This is a genomic window from Affinirhizobium capsici, from assembly GCF_977018625.1.
Genome location: NZ_CDRNXD010000004.1, coordinates 1,964,043 through 1,982,302, shown reverse-complemented (window position 1 = coordinate 1,982,302; position 18,260 = coordinate 1,964,043). Strand labels below are relative to the sequence as shown.

Below are 18,260 nucleotides of genomic sequence, written 5' to 3'. Positions count from 1 at the left end.
TAATTCAAATCAACCCTTGTCTGTGGTGAAAGATTTACGCCACTGACTGGGCGAAAGCCCAGTAGTCTTACGGAAGATGCGGGAAAAATGTGCCTGATCACACAAGCCGCAGTCGAACGCGATGTCAGCCAAAGACGCGTTCGACGTCAGCATCAGATCCTTTGCGCGCTCAATTCGTTTAATCTGCACATGAGCGAGAGGCGATGTGCCAAAGCTTTTCTTGAATGCCTTGCAAAAGTAGCTTGGTGACAGACGCACTTCGTCCGCAAGATCAGTCAGTGTGATCCCAGTTCCCAGTTCTTTTGCAATGTAGCGTTCGATCCGCTTGATCTGCCATGGTGCCAGACCGCCAGCGGTGCAAGCTGGAGCCGATAATAGGGCGCGAGCGTGGCTGATATACTCAAACGCAGCTTTGTTGCTGCCCAGGGCAGACCGCTCGGCTTGTTCGAGCAAGACTGCGAGATCAGGGTAAACGGACCCGGAGCTAGCTTCAATGCGAACGGGAACGGCGGGCGACATACCGAGGTCTGAAACGTGAATAGACATTTGATCTTCTCGCTTTTCGGTGTGGTTGTTTGCAGGTCCAAACTAGCAAACCAACGCGAAAGGCGGTAATTAAGCGCTGTTAAACGGTATTAAGATGTGTCGTCCTCGACCACCGGTTTAAGAGAATTTTTGCCTGATGAACCTCCTTTCCGACGACGTGATCGCGTTTGACAATTTTGTGCTTTCGTTGCGTGCACGCACGCTAAGCGAGAATGGGCAATCGGTACGCATTGGATCCCGGGCGCTTGATATCCTCGTTGCTTTGGTGGAGCGGCAAGGCGAGTTGGTGACGCGTGCCGAGTTGATGTCGAAGGTCTGGCCCGACACTACCGTAGATGAGAACGCGCTCCGGGTGCATCTTTCTGCCCTTCGCAAGGCGCTCGGCGAGAAACCCGATACGAACCGCTTCATCCTTAACGAAGCGGGGCGCGGCTATCGCTTCATCGGTAAAATTCGGCAAATTTCCTCCTCTGAGGCTTCGGCGTACTCTTCTGACGATCAGGCGCAGCCGGAGGTTCATCTTCCTAAAAATCTTGGACGGGTCATCGGGCGCGAAGAGATTACTTCAGGGCTGGTGAAGCTTCTCGATGAGCGGCGCTTTCTAACCATTGTCGGACCCGGAGGCATTGGGAAGACCACCGTCGCAATTGCAGTGGCTCAAGACTACGCCGCGCGACACCGTACGTCTGCTTACTTTATTGATCTTGCTCCGATTTCCGATCCTGCGCTCGTGACGACGGCGCTTGCGACCCAACTCGGACTTGCGGCCTCTGTTACGGGAGTGGAGCAAGCTATCCTGAATTGCCTACGCTCCGCGCGGGCGCTTTTGCTATTCGACAATTGCGAGCATCTGGTCGAGGCCGTCGCAGCCTTGACTGAAACAATCCTGCAAGGTGCGCCGGACCTCGTGCTTTTGGTGACAAGCCGCGAACCGCTGAGGGCCGAAGCGGAATGGGTCTTTCGCCTTCCTTCCCTTGAGGCGCCGGTGGAGGATGTTAAGACTGCGCAAGACGCCATCCGATATTCTGCTGTCCAATTATTCTGCGAGAGGGCGAAGGCCAGCTATCATGAATTCGAACTCTTGGACGTGGATGTCAGTGCCGTGAAACGCATCTGCCAGCAACTAGACGGCATTCCCTTGGCGATTGAGATGGCTGCTGCCCGCATGGACTCACTCGATGCCAGCGACATCGCCGCGCGTCTGGATGACCGGTTTTCCTTATTGACCAAGGGGCGCCGGACAGCTCTGCCCCGTCAAAAGACGCTAAGGGCAACGCTGGAATGGAGCCATGATTTCCTGTCCGAAAGTGAGCGCTCCGTCTTTCGCAGTCTTTCGGTTTTCCGCTCCTATTTTCAGTTGGATGCGGTGATTCCGGTCAGCGGCCTGCCTGAAGCAGAAGCTATGGAGACATTGACGGGGCTTGTGTCCAAATCGTTGGTGACCATGGACCGCAATGGCCGATCAAGCCTATACAGGCTTCTGGACACCACACGCTTTTACGCGGAGGAAAGGTTGATCGAGAGCGGCGAGGAAAGCCGGGTACGGCACGCGCACGCAGCACACACGCTGGCTCTTTTCACCGCCGACCGGGTAGCCTGGGACGGTAACGATCCAAGGCAGAGCCTTGCGCAGCATGGCTGGCGTGTAGACGACCTGCGTGCTGCGCTGGACTGGTGCTTCTCAAAGGCAGGCGATGCTCGGTTGGGCGTCGAACTGGCTTCAGCTTCAGCGGCACTCTGGTTCCATCTCTCCTTGCCGGACGAATATCTTTCGCTTCTGCGCCGTGCGATCCGCGCTACGGAAGGTACAGATATTGCGGGAACGCAGGCAGAAGCGGAGGTGATGGCAGCCTATGGTCATGCACTGTGGCACATAGAAGGTCCGGGCGAAGAGATGAGAGCAGCCTTCCAGCGAGCCATGGAGATCGCGAAAGCCTGTGACGACGAACCCGGTGTTTTGCGCGCAGCATGGGGACTGTGGGCGCAAGCCATTCTGGCAGGTGATTACACCCGAAGCCTTAGCTTGGCAGAGAATTTCAAAGTTCCCGCCTATGAGACAGGCGAAGTCGCCCATATTCTTACTGCCGATCACATGCTGGCACTTTCCCATCACTTCATGGGTCATCAGGCAGAAGCACTGAAAATGCTCCATCAGGTCATTGCGGGGGATCAGACGCCGGATAGAACCAATCACACCAACCATGCGCAGGTGGATGGAAAGACTGCGGTACTCTCTCTTCTGATGCGTATTCTCTGGCTACAAGGTGCTTATGATGTGGCCGTGCAGACAGCGCTGGATTGCGCAGCCCATGTGAAAGACCTTCGCCATGACCTGACCACCTGCTATGGTCTCGCCATTGGTTGCATTCCCGTCGCGCTCTGGGCCGGAAAGCCGGATCTTGCAGCCGAGTGGAATGCCATGCTTGCCGAAACGACGGCAAGAAAGGGCATGAGGCATTGGGAAATCTGGGCCGTCGGCTTTGATGCCGGGCTTGGCAAGAAACAGATGCTGCCCATCGATGCGACTGCCATGCAAATGGAAGTGTTCGCCACCCTCGGTGCCCCTGTCCCGGACGACTGGCTGCATGATCGGCTGACTGGAGAGCAGGAAAGCTGGTGCGCGCCGGAGATGATGCGACTTCTTGCGCTGTCCGGGAGGGAGGCTTCGAAAGCGCTCGAGGCTGCACTAGAGTTGGCGCACACGCAAGGCGCAACATTCTGGGGCAGTCGGCTTGGTGGCAAGTCCTAAGGCCGCAACTGGAAGGTTGCGGCCTCACCTGTTGGTTTAGAGACATCAGCCCTTGATAAATGCCAAGAGATCGGTGTTGAGCACATCGGCATTGACGGTCAGCATGCCGTGGGAGAAGCCGGGATAGGTCTTGAGCGTGCCGCTCTTCAATAGCTTGACCGATTTGTGGGCCGAATCCGCGATTGGAACGATCTGGTCGTCTTCGCCGTGCAGGACGAGTGTCGGAACGCTGATGTTCTTCAAGTCTTCCGTCTGATCTGTTTCCGAGAAAGCCTTGATGCCATCATAATGGGCCTTCGCACCGCCCATCATGCCCTGACGCCACCAGTTCTGGATAACGCCTTCATGCACCTTCGCAACATCGCGATTGAAGCCGTAGAAAGGGCCTGCCGGAACATCGCGGAAGAACTGCGCGCGGTTGGCGGCAAGTGCTGAGCGGAAGCCGTCGAAGACTTCCATCGGCAGGCCTTCAGGGTTGGCATCCGTCTTGACCATGATAGGCGGAACGGCGGAAACCAGAACCGCCTTGGCAACGCGACCAGCCGGTTCGCCATGCTTTGCCACGTAGCGGGCAACTTCACCGCCACCGGTGGAGTGGCCGATATGGACAGCATTCCTCAGGTCCAGCGCTTCGACAACAGCGAAAGCGTCGGAAGCGTAATGATCCATATCGTGGCCTTCCGAGACCTGGGCCGAGCGGCCGTGACCGCGACGGTCGTGCGCCACCACGCGATAACCCTTGGAGACGAAGAACAGCATCTGCGCGTCCCAATCGTCGGAAGACAGCGGCCAGCCATGATGGAAAACGATTGGCTGTGCGTCCTTCGGACCCCAGTCCTTGTAGAAGATTTCAACGCCGTCCTTGGTTGTTACATATGCCATTGTCTTGTTTCCTTCGGTTGGTGTGGTGGTGGAAGCAGCCGTGGCTGCAGAGAAAAATGCTGGAAAAAGCGTGCTTGCAGCAGCCATCGCCGCTGTCGTGGTGAGAACGCTGCGGCGGGTCATAGGGAAAAATTCAGAGGTCATCGTCTCGGCTCTTTGAGTTGTCTTCAATCTCATCAGGCGAGGCGTTTTCGTCTGATGAAGAGATCATGCCGCAGAAACCCCGCTACGAGAATTGTCCTAAATGTTGCGATTTGATTGTGATTGTCGCAATGATCCTCGCCCGAAGGATTGAGCGTAAAGCTGTTCAGCACGCATGAAATGGAAAAGCCCCGCGCTTAGAAGCACGGGGCGAATAACACGGGCATAATTGGGCGTGACTTCACGCCATGCCTGGCCGCTTGATCGTCAGAAAGTGTCGCACGACGGGTTTTTCCGGGCCTGCATGATAGCTTAGCACCGTGCCCTGCAGATCCGCATCGGCATTTGAGACGCGCTTGTGCTGGCGCAAATGTTCGGCCCAAGATTCGACCATGAACCACTCTACGATCTTTTGCGGATCGGCCGAATCTTCCGTCACACCCCACCCATAAGCCCCGTCGTGGCGTCGCTCCTCTGAGAGCTTGTCGATGGCATGGAGGAAGGCTGTGCGGTGATGTTTCTCGACCTTGTACTCGATCAGGATCAGTACGGGGCCTCGATCATGGGCGACAGGCTCTGCAACCAGCGGCTCCGGCCAATGGCTTGAAGGGACCATGTCGATATCACCGGCGGGTAGCTTGACGCGATGCATCACGAACCCAGCCACGATCAAGCCAACCGCCCCGATCAACAGCGTGCCGGGCACGCCTGCGGCCTCGCCTATCGTGCCCCAGCCCAGGCTTCCTGCCGTCATCGCTCCGTTGAATACCGTGAGGTAGACGGCGAGTCCTCTGCCTCGCACCCAGTTCGGCAAAATTGCCTGTGCGGCTCCATTCAGGGTCGTAAGCGCGATAATCCACGCTCCACCGAGAAAGAGGAGAACGAGAATGGCGACCCACTTTGGCGGCGCGAGTGAAAGAGCAGTCATGACAAGTGCTGTCACAATGGCAGAGCCCAGAAGAAGCGCATCAGCATCGAAGTTGTTCCGAAGTCTCGGCAGGATAAGCGCGCCTGCAATAGCGCCCGCGCCGACGGAGCCGAGCAAAATGCCATAGAAGCCAGCGTCTCCACCCAGCAGTTGCCGGGCAACAAGTGGAAGAAGAGCCCAAACCGCGCTGGCAAATGCAAAGAAGATGGCAGCGCGCAATAGCACCACATGCAGCGGACGGCTGGCGCGGGTGTAGCGAAGACCTGCCCGGAACGCGCCGAGAAACCCTTCCGCCAAGGCGTCATCGGCATTCTTGGCACGCGGCCACCAGACGAGCGCAGCGATGACAACGATGTAGCTCGCGACGTCTGCACCATAGGTAACACTAGCGCCAAAAGCCGCAAGTAGCAGGCCGCCTGCCGCTGGACCGATGGAACGGGCAATGTTGATGCCAAGCGAGTTCAGCGCCACCGCGCTCTTCACGTCCTCCCGCTTGACCAGTTCCGGCACGATTGCTTGCCAGGTTGGGCCCATCAGCGCCGCGCCGATGCCGCCTAGAAAGGTTAGGCCGATAAGTGCACTGACTGAAAGCATGCCCGTCTGTGCAAGCACCATCAGGGTTATACTAACGGAAGCCAGCAATATCTGCACGGCGATCAGGAATTTGCGGCGGTCGAGGATGTCGGTAAGTACGCCCGCAGGAATGGCGAGCAGGAAGATCGGCAGCGTTCCGGCAGCCTGAACCATGGCAACCGCGGCCGGCGACGCGGAAAGGTCGGTCATCAGCCAGGAACTAGCGACATCACGCATAAAGCTGCCGGTATTGCCCAGCACGGTTGCGGCCCAAAGCACCGCAAATACCGGTTGGTAAAGCGGCGCGAAAGTACCGCTTGGGGATTTGGTCGCGCTCATGACTTGGCGCCTTTGGTCAGATCGGAGATGGCAACGAGCACGAATGCACCGGCCAGTCCCAGATGTTCGAAGAAGGCGTTGGTTGTCATCATACGGTCCATTCCGGGAGCCATTTCCCAGAACCGCAGGGCAATCAGCGTGGCGATCAATGTGAAGCCTGCTAGAGCAAATGCGGCCAGCCAGCGGAAAAAGCCTGTGATGACCATGACGGAGGCTGTGAGTTCGAAGCCGATAACCAGCACCGCAAATGCGGAAGGTGGCGTAAGGCCAAAATGCTGCATCTCGGCAATGGCGCCCGGAAAGTCGGCGATCTTGGACAGTGGACCTTGGATATACGCCGCACAGAGGGCCAGCAATGCAGTGGTTTTAAAAGCAGGCGCGGACGCGCTTTGCAAAACACCGCTGCGGAGCCCGGAGAGAGACAGGGAAGACATGGCAGTTCCTCTGATCTTGAGAGCTAATATTGTTTTGATGGAGAAAGTGTGCAGCCGCTGCTGATAGACAAAAATTGCAGCAATATTTACGAATTCGTTGCGCTGGATGAAATAACAGGGCAGTCTTGCCCATAATCGGTGGCAGGTACTAACTGCCACTCCGATTTTCGGTAAATCTGAGAGTCAGACAGCCCAGCATGAGCAACCAAGCGCGCCGAAGAAGCCTTTGAGGTCTTTGATCGGAAGCTTCGATGTCCAGGCACCGGCATGGTCGTGGCCGTGCACGCCACAGTCGTTTGCGCATCCGCATGTGGAAATCGCAGTGCGGCGCAGCGAGCGGGCGCCTGCGCCGTCCGGCTCGCCCCAGGCGGCATATCCGCCGAACTTGCGCACCGGCGACCAATCCGGCATGGCGGGTGGGATGTTGTTCTCGTCAAGGGCCTTGAACTCGCCCGCACCATAGACGATTTTGCCGCCGACCATGGTTAGCTCGGAAACGAGAAAAGAGATCTCGTCCTCGCGGCAGGAGAAGAAGTCCTTGTCCGGCACGATGAGGTCAGCAAACTGGCCCTTCTCGATGCGGCCTTTCTTGCCTTCCTCGTTTGAGAACCAGGTTACCTTCTCCGTCCACATGCGAAGCGCGGTCTCTCGGTCAAGGCAGTTGGCGCGCGGATAGAGCTGCATGCCGCCGACGGTCTTTCCCGTCACCATCCAGGCAAGCGATACCCATGGATTGTATGAGGCGACGCGGGTGGCATCGGTGCCCGCCGAGACGTTGACGCCTTTGTCCAGCATCTTCCTGATGGGTGGCGTAGCTTCAGCCACTCCATGGCCGTACCGCTCGACGAAGTACTCGCCTTGATAGGCCATGCGGTGCTGGGTGGCGATGCCGCCGCCAAGGGCTGCGATCCGGTCGATCGATCGGTCGGAGATTGTCTCGGCGTGGTCGAAGAACCAGTTGAGGCCCTCCAGCGGGATATCCTTGTTGACCTTCTCGAACACGTCGAGAGACCGAGAGATCGTTTCGTCATAGGTGGCGTGCATCCGCCAGGGCCAGCGGTTCTCAGCAAGAATCCGCACGACGTCCTCGAGCTCGCCTTCCATCTCCGGGGCCATTTCCGGGCGCGGCTGGCGGAAGTCCTCGAAGTCGGCGGCAGAAAAGACCAGCATCTCGCCAGCGCCATTATGGCGGAAGTAGTCGTTGCCCTGCTTGTATTTGACCGAGGACGTCCAGTTGAGGAAGTCTTCCTTTTCCTGCTTCGGCTTTTGAGTGAAGAGGTTATAGGCCAAGCGAACGGTGAGCTGGTTCTCGTCGGACAGCTTCTGGATGACCTCATAGTCATCAGGATAATTCTGATTGCCGCCGCCCGCATCGATGACGCCGGTGATGCCGAGACGATTCAACTCTCGCATGAAGTGGCGGGTGGAATTGACCTGGTAGTCGAAAGGCAGCTTCGGGCCCTTGGCAAGCGTTGAGTAGAGTATGCCAGCGTTCGGCTTGGCAAGCAGCATGCCGGTCGGGTTGCCACTGGCATCGCGGGTGATCTCGCCGCCGGGCGGGTTCGGTGTGTCACGGGTGTAACCGACGGCACGAAGGGCGGCGCCGTTCAAAAGCGCCCTATCATAAAGATGCAACAGGAAGACGGGCGTATCGGGCGCAACCGCATTGATTTCCTCGATCGTCGGCAGGCGTTTCTCGGCGAACTGATGTTCCGTAAAGCCGCCAACGACGCGCACCCATTGCGGAGCAGGCGTGATTGCCACCTGGCGTTTGAGCATGTCCATAGCGTCCGCGAGTGACCGAATGCCATCCCAGCGCAGTTCCATGTTGTAGTTCAGTCCACCACGAACAACGTGCGTGTGATTGTCGATCAGGCCCGGCAGAACGCGCTTGCCCCTGAGGTCGATCACTTTCGTCTCCGGCCCCGCCAGGGCAGTGATCTCGCAATCGCTCCCTACCTCAAGAAAAAGGCCATCTTTAACGGCGACGGCAGTGGCTGCGGGCTTGGCACCGTTCAGAGTGGTGACGCGGCCATTGCGGAGAATGAGATCGGCAAACATGATGGCGCTCCAAATTAAAAAGTTCGGGGATGGGGTCTGGATGAGTAACCCGAAGGTTTCCTCACCCTGCATCGCATTTGGTTTATGCGTCTTGAGATGGTCTTTGGACGTCGATCCGTGCCTGACCAGCCCGCCCGGCAGGCAGATGGCCGAACATGTGTGGTTTGATGTGGTTCAGCCAGGAAACAGCAGCAGGCTCCTTTGCCCAGAGAATCTTCGCAAATGGCACCACCTGCTCGCCCAATAGAATACCTAGCAGACCGACCAGAGCGATGATTGGCGGGGCAGGCGAGCGAACCTGCAACAGGCTGTAGATGATGCCGACCAGAAGGCCTGCACTGAGAGACATGAGATACAGTTTCATGGAATTCGCGCCTCGCGTTGAAGGGCGGTCGCTCAACATGTCTTCATATGAGGAGCGACCATTCAGGTTTTAATTTGCGGGGTTAGGGCCAATGCGCTTACCGTGAGCAACGCGCTCATTTGCGCCGTGAACCATGGTGTAGGCGTAATCCACTCCCATGCCGTAAGCGCCGGAATGCTCTTTCACCAACGTGGTGACGGCGTCGTAAGTTTCCTTACGTGCCCAATCACGCTGCCATTCCAAAAGAACCTGCTGCCATGTGACGGGGATGACGCCAGCCTGCACCATACGGTCCATGGCGTATTTGTGGGCGTCGGCGGAAGTGCCGCCGGAGGCATCTGCGACCATGTAGATCTCATAGTCCGGTCGATCATTCATTGCCGATAATGCGAATGTGGTGTTGCAGACCTCCGTCCAAAGGCCGGAGACGACGATCTTCTTGCGGCCCTGCGCTGCGTTACGATCCAGCGCATCGCGGACATTCTGGTCATCCCAAGAGTTCATCGACGTGCGCTCGAGGATGTCGTTCTCTGGGTCTACGGCCAGGAGTTCCGGGAATGTGTGGCCAGAAAAGGATTGCGTTTCGACCGTTGTGATCGTGGTCGGAATGTCGAAGATTTTTCCCGCCTTAGCCAGGCCAACCACGTTGTTTTTCAAGACCTGACGGTCGATCGACTGCACGCCGAACGCCATCTGTGGCTGCTGGTCAATGAAGATGAGCTGGCTGTTGGCGGGGGTCAGGACTTCAAGCTTAGACATTTCGATCTCCTTGTTGAATTGGATGATGTTCAGATACAGCGTTAAAGGGCGAACGGTCTTGGACACCGCAATGCAGATTTGTCTGGTGGTGAGGTTGTAAGGTTTAGGGCACCGGGAGAGGACGAGCGGCGACCGGGGGCGTGTTGCCGCAGCAATATCAACACTGAGGGCCCGGATTATCCCCGACATGCAGATCGCACTCTGCGTCATGCAGTTCCATTGTTTCGGAACGAGGCTCTCCGTCGCTGGTTTGATGTGCGTGGTTGTGTTGAGAAAAGCTCGCGCGATCAGTAATAATTACCGAGGCGTGTCGGTCGCAATCAGAGCAATAATGCTAGCCGCCAATGACTGATTTGGGATGAAGTCGGACCGTTCGCTATCTCTACTCGGCAATCCGAGGCCGGACAGTCGGATACATCTTTTCCGGTCATCGCTCACGGGTCCCCAGCCAATTTGCCGGATCACCTCAAACGCAATAGGTGGGGTGAGTGAACGTAGAAGCGATCGCCTAACTTATTGAGAAGGCGTCACATTTCTACGCAGGGGACAACAGCAAATTTGCCTCGAAAAACCGGTCAAAATTGCCTTTGCCTAGTAACCTGAATTATCACATCATTTCAATAACTTAATGAAAACCCTTGATTCCCTCTGTTTTACTGCCGTGAGCGAACGTGGATGCCACCTTTGTGCCCCGGCTTGGGCATCAGTCAACAGGAAGGCGATCGGTAATAATTTCCGCGTTCAAAGCTCACGTTTGCGGTGCCGCAGCGGTAGAGCGTGCGGCACCTTTGCGCCTTCCAATCCGGACGTAAGGCCGACTATGACTTCGCTCAGGAGCAGACATCTGGGCAGCCCGCACTAACCGCGCGCCTCACGGTTGGCAGATAACAGCGCCGCTCGCGCCGACTTCTGTGCAGGCCGAAAAAAGGATTGCAGCAACCAGTAGAGCTGCACGATCAAGGAAGTAAGGGCATTTAGGGAGAATTGGCTGGGGAACCTGGATTCGAACCAAGATTAACGGAGTCAGAGTCCGCCGTTCTACCATTGAACTATTCCCCAATCTGCTGACTGGTGCAGTCAGACTGGAACGCATAAGCTGATGAGCTGGAGCCGGAGCTTTGCAACCCGCTTGCGTTGTGGGTGCCTTCTAACAGATTTTTGTAAGCGATCAAGAGCGGAATTTCAGTTTTTCACAAAGGGCATGGATGGCGGCTGGCCGCAGCAGCAGCAACCTTTCTGAACAAGGGCATTGGCGAAAGGGCTTGTGACTGTTATCCTATGTTCAACGAAACAATGAACGCCGCTGCGTGCTTCAAGAAGCTCTGGCGCGGCCAATGGATAAGACAGTGATGAACCCCGATAGCGGCGGAAAGCCGCCCGTAGGCGGTGCGTCGGCAGAAGGGCGACCAGGCGGGAAATCTCGCAGGCGTCGAAAGATGAAGCGGGGCGGTAAGCCGCCTGCCGCATCGTCTTCCGTGCGTGGCATCGATGCTGCCAACACCACGGATGCTGAACGGGCCGGGTCGCCGGAGCAAGCTGCTCCCCGAAAGCGCAAGCGTCGTCGTGCGCGCGCAGCACAGGCAGACAATCAGCCACTGCAGCCTGCTTCCCAGGCCGCAGCCGTGAATGCGAAGCCAATCTCTGCCGAACAGGCAACGCCAGCATCTGGTCCAAACCGCAGGCGGGGCAGAGGTAAGAAATCGCGCGAGGGCCGCAGTCTGCAGGGCCGTCCGCTAACCTCCGGGCAGGGTCAAGGCGGGGCAAAGACGCAGGGTGCGTCGAAGGCGGCTAGCCGCCACGGAACACATGCTGCACCGGCGGCCAAGCCCGGCCATGCACGAAATGGCCATGCTCAAGGTGTTGAGCGGGGCAAGCATCCGCTCGTTCCGGATGCCTTGATGGAGCCGCGTCGCCGTGCGCACGCTGATGATCTCTATGCGGCGCTCGACCTTGGCACAAACAATTGCCGCCTGTTGATTGCCCAGCCCACAAGGCCAGGGCAGTTTCGCGTGGTGGACGCTTTTTCGCGAATCGTTCGCCTGGGCGAGGGGCTCGCCGCAACGGGCCGCCTCTCTGATGAGGCAATGGATCGCGCTGTCGAGGCCCTGAAGGTTTGCGCAGCAAAGCTTGCATCCCGCCAGATCCGCAAGATGCGGCTGATTGCGACAGAAGCCTGCCGCGCGGCCGACAATGGTGAGCTGTTCCTGGAGCGCGTGACCCGCGAGACAGGGCTGACGCTTGAAATCATCGATCGCGAAACGGAAGCGCGATTGGCTGTTTCCGGTTGCTCTTCCCTCGTCGGGCGCGAGGCACGCTCTGTGGTACTGTTCGACATCGGTGGTGGCTCATCGGAAATCGCTGTTTTGCGCATGCAGGAAAACCGCTCCAGCCGATTGGCAAACCACATCACCCACTGGACATCGCTTCCGGTTGGCGTTGTCACTTTGTCGGAAAGGCATGGCGGCCGCGATGTGACGCCAGCTGTGTTTTCAGCCATGGTGGATGAGGTGGAGGCAATGCTGGCGGGCTTTGATTGCCCGACTTTTCAGTCCGCCGGGGGCGATGATAGCGATCCGGAATTCTACCTCATCGGCACCTCTGGTACGGTGACGACGCTTGCGGGCGTGCATCTGGACCTTCCGCGTTACGACCGGCGCAAGGTGGATGGGCTTTGGCTCTCCGATGCTGAGGTGAGCGAAATGCAGGCGAAGCTTCTTTCCTGGGATTTTCAGGGTCGCGCGTCCAATCCATGCATCGGTCCGGATCGCGCCGATCTGGTGCTGGCGGGTTGCGCCATTCTGGAAGCGATTCGTCGCCGCTGGCCAGCACGGCGCATGCGCGTGGCCGATCGCGGGCTTCGCGAAGGACTTTTAACGGATATGATGGCAGATGACGGCGTGTGGAGACGCGCGCGCGGACGCCGCCACGCGGAACAATCGGCACATAGGCCTGCGGAGATGCATCGATGACCAAAACTCCCATCGGGCGCAAACTTGGCCAGAAGGTGAAGAAGGGCAAGCTGAAGGCTTCCTCCCGTCGCTGGCTTGAGCGTCACATCAACGACCCTTACGTGCAGCGCGCAAAGCTGGAAGGCTACCGTGCGCGTGCGGCTTTCAAGCTGCTCGAAATCGATGAAAAGCACCAGATCCTGAAAGGCGCGCGGCGCGTTATCGATCTGGGTGCCGCACCGGGCAGTTGGTCGCAGATCGCCGCCAAGGTGACAAATTCCACGGAAGACGATATCCGCGTTGCTGCCATCGATTTTCTGGAAGTCGTTCCCATTCCCGGCGTCAAAATTCTGCAAATGGACTTTCTTGATGAGGAAGCGCCAGCAAAGCTGATCGAAGCCGTGGGCGGCACGCCAAATCTTGTCATTTCGGATATGGCGGCACCGACGACGGGCCACCAGAAAACCGACCACCTGCGCACCATGCATCTTTGCGAAGTAGCAGCCTATTTTGCCGTAGAAGTTCTGGCAGAAGGCGGACACTTCCTGGCCAAGACCTTCCAGGGCGGAACTGAGCGCGATCTCTTGAACATGCTCAAGCTAAACTTCCGGCAGGTCATGCACATCAAGCCCGCGTCCTCGCGTTCGGAATCGGTGGAAATGTTCCTGCTGGCCAAGGGCTTCAAAGGCCGCCGTGCCATTGAGCAGGAACAGGTTGACCAGCAGGATCAGCCCCACGAGAACGAAGACAGTCTCTAGGCCTATTCCCCCGGTGCTTCGGCGGGTTCTTTCGAGAAGCGCCGGTGACCGGAAACGGCAGAGCCCGTGTGTGGCTGAAGGCCAAAGACCGGCAGGATGGCACACAGCGAGATCGCCGATACGATGAAAAAGGCCAGATGGAAATCTGACAGCTGCAAATGCGTGCCGGAGAGGTAGGATGATGCTTCCAGCACCAGCGCAGCAAAGGCAACGCCAAGCGCCAGACTGATCTGCTGCATAACTGAACTCATGGAAGTGGCCTGGCTTGCCTCCTCATCGCCGATTTCCGAATAGCCAAGCGCGTTAATGCCGGTGAAAAACAGCGAACGGGCAAGGCCGGATGCGAAAAGGAAAAAAGTTATCACCAGCGCTGGCGTGTTGGGGGTGAAAAAGCCGTTGATGGCGGTCATTGCCGAGCCTGCAATGCTGGCGCTCAGCAATGCCGTGCGAAAGCCCGTCGCTGCAAAAGCGCGTTTGGCCATGAACTTCACTGCCATGGCACCGGCTGCACCGGCAAAGGTGGTAAGACCTGATTGAAACGGCGTCATGCCAAAGCTCAGTTGCAGCATCAGCGGCATGAGAAATGGCACAGCTCCCGTTGCAATGCGAAACATGCTTCCTGCCGTGACGGATGCGCGAAACGCCGTGTTGCGAAACAGCCCGAGTGTGAGGATCGGGTTCGGGTGACGCTTTGCGTGCGCCACATAGAGGGCGCAGCAGATGAAGCCGAGAACTGTCGCACTGATGCCCACATAGGGCGGCAGAGCCGGAAGGCTGATGACCGAAAGTCCGAACACGACCCCTGAAGCCGCTATGGCGGAGAGAAAGAAGCCGCGCACATCCAGCGGCGGTGCGCTGCGTGGCGGCAGTTCGGGAAGGTGGATGGTGGAAAGCCAGATGCCGATCACGCCGATGGGCACATTGATGAGAAAGATCCAGTGCCAGCTGAAATAGGTGGTGATGAAGCCCCCGATCGGCGGGCCCGTGAGCGGCCCCACCAGTGCCGGAATGGTCAGCAGCGACATCGCCGACACAAGATCTTTTCGCTCCGTCGTGCGCAACAACACCAAGCGTCCAATCGGCGTCATCATCGCTCCGCCCATGCCTTGCAGGAAGCGGGCAAGTACGAAAGCGAGAACGGAAGACGAGATGGCGCACAGGATCGAGCCGATAACGAAAATACCGATCGCTGCGCGGAAAATATTCTTGGCCCCGAACTTATCCGCCATCCATCCGCTAATCGGAATGAACACCGCAAGCGAAACCATGTAGGAGGTGAGCGCCAGCTTCAACGTAATGGGGCTGACGCCGAGATCCAGGGCTATGGCAGGCAGCGCGGTTGAGATGACAGTCGAGTCCATATGCTCCATGAACAAAGCGACGGCCAGGATCAGCGGTACAATACGATTCATTGCGGGCACGGCTCGGAAATGACATGAGCTAAGTTTTCACTCCTACGCCTGCTTGGCCTGCCTGACTAGTAAATTCCAAGAAAGAATCGACCCATTGTTTCTGGGCCGCAAAGTTCCTTGAAGAACTCCTCACGTCTGCGTGAAGGGAGTGTTCGCATCGCATCCGGCGATTATGTTTGGAAGCGACAAGCCAAATAACGGATCAGCGTGAACGGAGGATGGAATGGCAAAAATCGAGATGGGTCGGCGTGTATTGCTTGGCAGCGCGGGAATAGGTGTGCTGGCGGCTCCTGCAATTCTGTCGGGCCGCGCCTATGCGCAAACCGCAACACAGCCCGCAACTGCAACGGATGCCACCATGACCACACAATTGCCGCCGGATACGCACAGCTTCAAGCTGGGAGATTTCAAGGTTTTCGTCATCAAGGACGGTGCTCGGCCATCCGGCAAGCCAAATGAGACGTTCGGCACCAATCAAAGCCCTGATGCCGTGGGCGATTTGTTGGAAAAGAACTTCCTGCCCAGGGACCAGTTCGTCAATTCCTTCTCGCCGGTGTTGATCGATACCGGCAGCGAAGTGGTTCTGTTCGATACGGGCATGGGCCAGGCGGGTCGTGCGCAAGGCACCGGACGCCTGCTGGAAGGGTTGAAGGCCATTGGCTACCGCCCGGAGGATGTCACCATCGTCGTCATCACCCACATGCATGGCGACCATATCGGCGGCTTGATGGAAGATGGCAAGCCCGCGTTTGCGAACGCGAAATACATTGCTGGAAAGACCGAATATGACTTCTGGACGGCGGCTGCCCGCGCCGGGACCCCAGCGGAAGGCGGACAAAAAGCCGTGTTGGCCAATGTGAAGCCACTCGCCGAGAAGACAACCTTCGTGGGTGACAATGCGTCTGTAACCTCCGGCATCACCGGCATGAATGCTTTCGGCCATTCGCCGGGACATATGATTTACAATGTTGAATCCGCCGGACGCCGCCTCATTCTGACCGCCGACACGGCCAATCACTATGTGCTTTCACTGCAAAGGCCAGATTGGGAAGTGCGGTTTGACATGGACAAGGCACAAGCCGCTGCAACCCGCAAGAAGGTGTTCGATATGATCGCGAGCGATAAAGTGGCCTTCCTCGGCTACCACATGCCTTTCCCGGCGGTCGGTTTTGTCGAGAAACAGGATACAGGCTATCGCTTCGTGCCGAAGAGCTACCAGTTCGATATCTGAGGTCATCCTCCAAAGCCCGGACATCGTGCCGGGCTTTTTGCTATTCCCTTCCTGTCATAACCGTGTTACCAGCCCTCGCCAACTTCCCATTCCTGAAGAACGCTTCCGGTCATCCTCCTGCCGGGACGGGCTTCCTTTTATTGAAGGAAATTGGCCATGGCTCGAATTATTGAATCCGCAACGGGCGCAGACGCGCTGACTTTTGACGATGTGCTACTGCAGCCGGGTCATTCGGAAGTCATGCCGGGGCAGACGAACATCTCCACCCGCATCGCACAGGACATTGAGCTGAACCTGCCAATCCTGTCATCCGCCATGGACACCGTGACCGAAAGCCGTCTGGCGATTGCCATGGCGCAAGCGGGCGGTCTGGGCGTTATCCACCGCAATCTTACACCGATTGAACAGGCCGAAGAAGTTCGCCAGGTCAAGAAGTTCGAAAGCGGCATGGTCGTCAATCCGGTCACCATCGGCCCGGATGCCAGCCTTGCAGAAGCCTTGTCCTTGATGAAGGCGCACGGCATTTCCGGCATTCCAGTGGTTGAAAACGGCGGAAGCGGTGGCCAGAAAACCGGTCGTCTGGTCGGTATCCTGACCAACCGTGATGTGCGCTTTGCATCCGATCCGACCCAGAAAATCTACGAATTGATGACGCGCGAAAACCTGATCACGGTCAAGGAAAGCGTCGATCAGGGAGAAGCCAAGCGCCTCCTCCACAAGCATCGCATTGAAAAGCTGCTGGTGGTGGATGGGCAAGGCCATTGCGTTGGCCTGATCACCGTGAAGGATATCGAAAAGTCTCAGCTGAACCCCAATGCATCAAAGGATGCGCAGGGCCGTCTTCGTGCCGCAGCTGCTATCAGCGTTGGCGATGATGGCTTCGAGCGGGCTGAGCGCCTTATCGATGCCGGCGTTGATCTTCTCGTTGTCGATACAGCCCACGGTCACTCGCAGCGCGTTCTCGACTCCGTTGCCCGCGTGAAGAAACTTTCCAATTCCGTGCGCGTCATGGCCGGTAACGTTGCAACGGCAGATGGCACACGTGCCCTTATCGATGCCGGTGCGGATGCGGTGAAGGTTGGTATCGGTCCCGGTTCCATCTGCACCACGCGTATCGTTGCAGGCGTTGGCGTGCCGCAGCTTGCAGCCATCATGGCAGCGGTTCAGGCGGCACAGGAATATGATATTCCAGTCATCGCCGATGGCGGCATCAAGTTCTCGGGCGATCTCGCCAAGGCGATTGCTGCTGGTGCTTCCGCTTCCATGGTGGGCTCGCTGCTGGCCGGTACGGATGAAAGCCCGGGCGAAGTTTATCTCTATCAGGGCCGTTCCTTCAAAGCCTATCGCGGCATGGGTTCCGTCGGTGCCATGGCGCGCGGCTCGGCAGACCGTTATTTCCAAGCCGAAGTACGCGATACGTTGAAGCTCGTTCCAGAAGGCATTGAAGGCCAGGTTCCCTACAAGGGCCCGGTTTCCGGTGTCCTGCACCAGCTCGCAGGTGGCCTGAAGGCAGCCATGGGCTATGTCGGCGGTGCGACCATCAAGGAATTCCAGGAGCGCGCAACCTTCGTTCGGATCTCTGGCGCTGGCCTTCGCGAAAGCCATGCCCATGACGTGACGATTACCCGCGAAAGCCCGAACTATCCCGGTGGCGCTGGCTGATTTCTCTCACTCTTCATTGCGGCTGGCTCAGTTGCCAGCCGCAATATCCCCGTTATCCTGACGTGGCCGGCAAGGGGCGCCGAGTGATTTGGGGATGGGATATTCATGAAAACAATGATTGCAGGTTTGGCTCTGGCTGCGGGCTTGGCTCTGCCAGCGCAAGCGCAAACGGTATCCGCTGGCACCTATGATGTCAGAGGCACGAACCTGGATGGCAGCAAATATCAGGGAACTGCCCGTATCAAGCTCACCAGTGAAACGACCTGTTCAATCGAGTGGAAAACAGGCGACACGTCTTCCAGCGGCATCTGCATGCTTTACGATAATGCGTTTGCCGCTTCCTACATTCTCGGCAAGAATGTTGGCCTTGTGATCTACGAATTGAAGGAAGAAGGTGTGCTGGACGGCGTATGGACCATATCCGGCGAGGACGGTTCAGGAACAGAGACGCTGCGCCTACGGAAATAAGGTCA

At 57.7% G+C, this 18,260-nt stretch carries 14 protein-coding genes and 1 tRNA gene; 6 read left to right on the top strand and 9 right to left on the bottom strand.

The features are described from left to right. Window positions 1-9 precede the first annotated feature (9 nt). Window positions 10-546, bottom strand: coding sequence for a helix-turn-helix domain-containing protein (locus AC0JZ1_RS12950; protein WP_471882762.1), 537 nt, complete (start codon window positions 544-546; stop codon window positions 10-12). Between the two features lie 136 nt (window positions 547-682). On the opposite strand from AC0JZ1_RS12950, the gene AC0JZ1_RS12945 reads away from it, so the two are divergent. Beyond that, the gene (locus AC0JZ1_RS12945) at window positions 683-3,295 is read left to right on the top strand and encodes an ATP-binding protein (RefSeq protein WP_471882761.1); all 2,613 of its coding nucleotides are present in this window, start codon (window positions 683-685) and stop codon (window positions 3,293-3,295) included. A gap of 45 nt (window positions 3,296-3,340) precedes the next feature. Here AC0JZ1_RS12945 and AC0JZ1_RS12940 read toward each other — a convergent pair whose 3' ends face one another. From AC0JZ1_RS12940 to AC0JZ1_RS12910, 7 genes are all read right to left on the bottom strand, one after another. Further along, complete coding sequence (locus AC0JZ1_RS12940; protein ID WP_471883442.1) at window positions 3,341-4,177, bottom strand: alpha/beta fold hydrolase; 837 nt, start codon at window positions 4,175-4,177, stop codon at window positions 3,341-3,343. A 382-nt stretch (window positions 4,178-4,559) separates the two neighbouring features. Next, on the bottom strand, window positions 4,560-6,158 hold the full coding sequence (locus AC0JZ1_RS12935; protein ID WP_471882760.1) for an MFS transporter: 1,599 nt from the start codon (window positions 6,156-6,158) through the stop codon (window positions 4,560-4,562). Next, the gene (locus AC0JZ1_RS12930) at window positions 6,155-6,592 is read right to left on the bottom strand and encodes a DoxX family protein (RefSeq protein ID WP_471882759.1); all 438 of its coding nucleotides are present in this window, start codon (window positions 6,590-6,592) and stop codon (window positions 6,155-6,157) included. The genes AC0JZ1_RS12935 and AC0JZ1_RS12930 overlap by 4 nt, the downstream gene beginning before the upstream one ends. Before the next feature lie 183 nt (window positions 6,593-6,775). Then, window positions 6,776-8,653: an amidohydrolase gene (locus AC0JZ1_RS12925; RefSeq protein WP_471882758.1), complete on the bottom strand. Its 1,878-nt coding sequence runs from the start codon at window positions 8,651-8,653 to the stop codon at window positions 6,776-6,778. An 82-nt stretch (window positions 8,654-8,735) separates the two neighbouring features. Then, window positions 8,736-9,017 carry a XapX domain-containing protein gene (locus AC0JZ1_RS12920; RefSeq protein WP_471882757.1) on the bottom strand — a complete coding sequence of 94 codons (282 nt, stop codon included), beginning with the start codon at window positions 9,015-9,017 and terminating at the stop codon, window positions 8,736-8,738. 69 nt (window positions 9,018-9,086) lie between these two features. After that, window positions 9,087-9,776 (bottom strand): hydrolase, encoded by a 690-nt coding sequence (locus AC0JZ1_RS12915; protein WP_471882756.1) that lies wholly within the window; start codon window positions 9,774-9,776, stop codon window positions 9,087-9,089. A 985-nt stretch (window positions 9,777-10,761) separates the two neighbouring features. After that, window positions 10,762-10,835 (bottom strand) — tRNA-Gln (locus tag AC0JZ1_RS12910). Window positions 10,836-11,110: 275 nt separating this feature from the next. Here AC0JZ1_RS12910 and AC0JZ1_RS12905 point away from each other — a divergent pair. Continuing rightward, window positions 11,111-12,745 carry a Ppx/GppA phosphatase family protein gene (locus AC0JZ1_RS12905; protein ID WP_471882755.1) on the top strand — a complete coding sequence of 545 codons (1,635 nt, stop codon included), beginning with the start codon at window positions 11,111-11,113 and terminating at the stop codon, window positions 12,743-12,745. Further along, window positions 12,742-13,482 (top strand): RlmE family RNA methyltransferase, encoded by a 741-nt coding sequence (locus AC0JZ1_RS12900; protein ID WP_471882754.1) that lies wholly within the window; start codon window positions 12,742-12,744, stop codon window positions 13,480-13,482. Before AC0JZ1_RS12905 ends, AC0JZ1_RS12900 begins: the two co-directional genes overlap by 4 nt. 2 nt (window positions 13,483-13,484) lie before the next feature. Here the strand turns inward: AC0JZ1_RS12900 and AC0JZ1_RS12895 are convergent, their stop codons facing one another. Then, window positions 13,485-14,894 carry an MFS transporter gene (locus tag AC0JZ1_RS12895; protein ID WP_471882753.1) on the bottom strand — a complete coding sequence of 470 codons (1,410 nt, stop codon included), beginning with the start codon at window positions 14,892-14,894 and terminating at the stop codon, window positions 13,485-13,487. A 223-nt stretch (window positions 14,895-15,117) separates the two neighbouring features. Between AC0JZ1_RS12895 and AC0JZ1_RS12890 the strand changes: the two genes are divergently transcribed. From AC0JZ1_RS12890 to AC0JZ1_RS12880, 3 genes are all read left to right on the top strand, one after another. Beyond that, window positions 15,118-16,125, top strand: a complete 1,008-nt coding sequence (locus tag AC0JZ1_RS12890) for an MBL fold metallo-hydrolase (protein ID WP_471882752.1) — start codon at window positions 15,118-15,120, stop codon at window positions 16,123-16,125. A gap of 156 nt (window positions 16,126-16,281) precedes the next feature. Next, the gene (gene guaB, locus AC0JZ1_RS12885) at window positions 16,282-17,787 is read left to right on the top strand and encodes an IMP dehydrogenase (RefSeq protein WP_471882751.1); all 1,506 of its coding nucleotides are present in this window, start codon (window positions 16,282-16,284) and stop codon (window positions 17,785-17,787) included. Between the two features lie 105 nt (window positions 17,788-17,892). After that, window positions 17,893-18,255, top strand: coding sequence for a hypothetical protein (locus AC0JZ1_RS12880; protein WP_471882750.1), 363 nt, complete (start codon window positions 17,893-17,895; stop codon window positions 18,253-18,255). The last annotated feature ends 5 nt before the right edge of the window (window positions 18,256-18,260 follow it).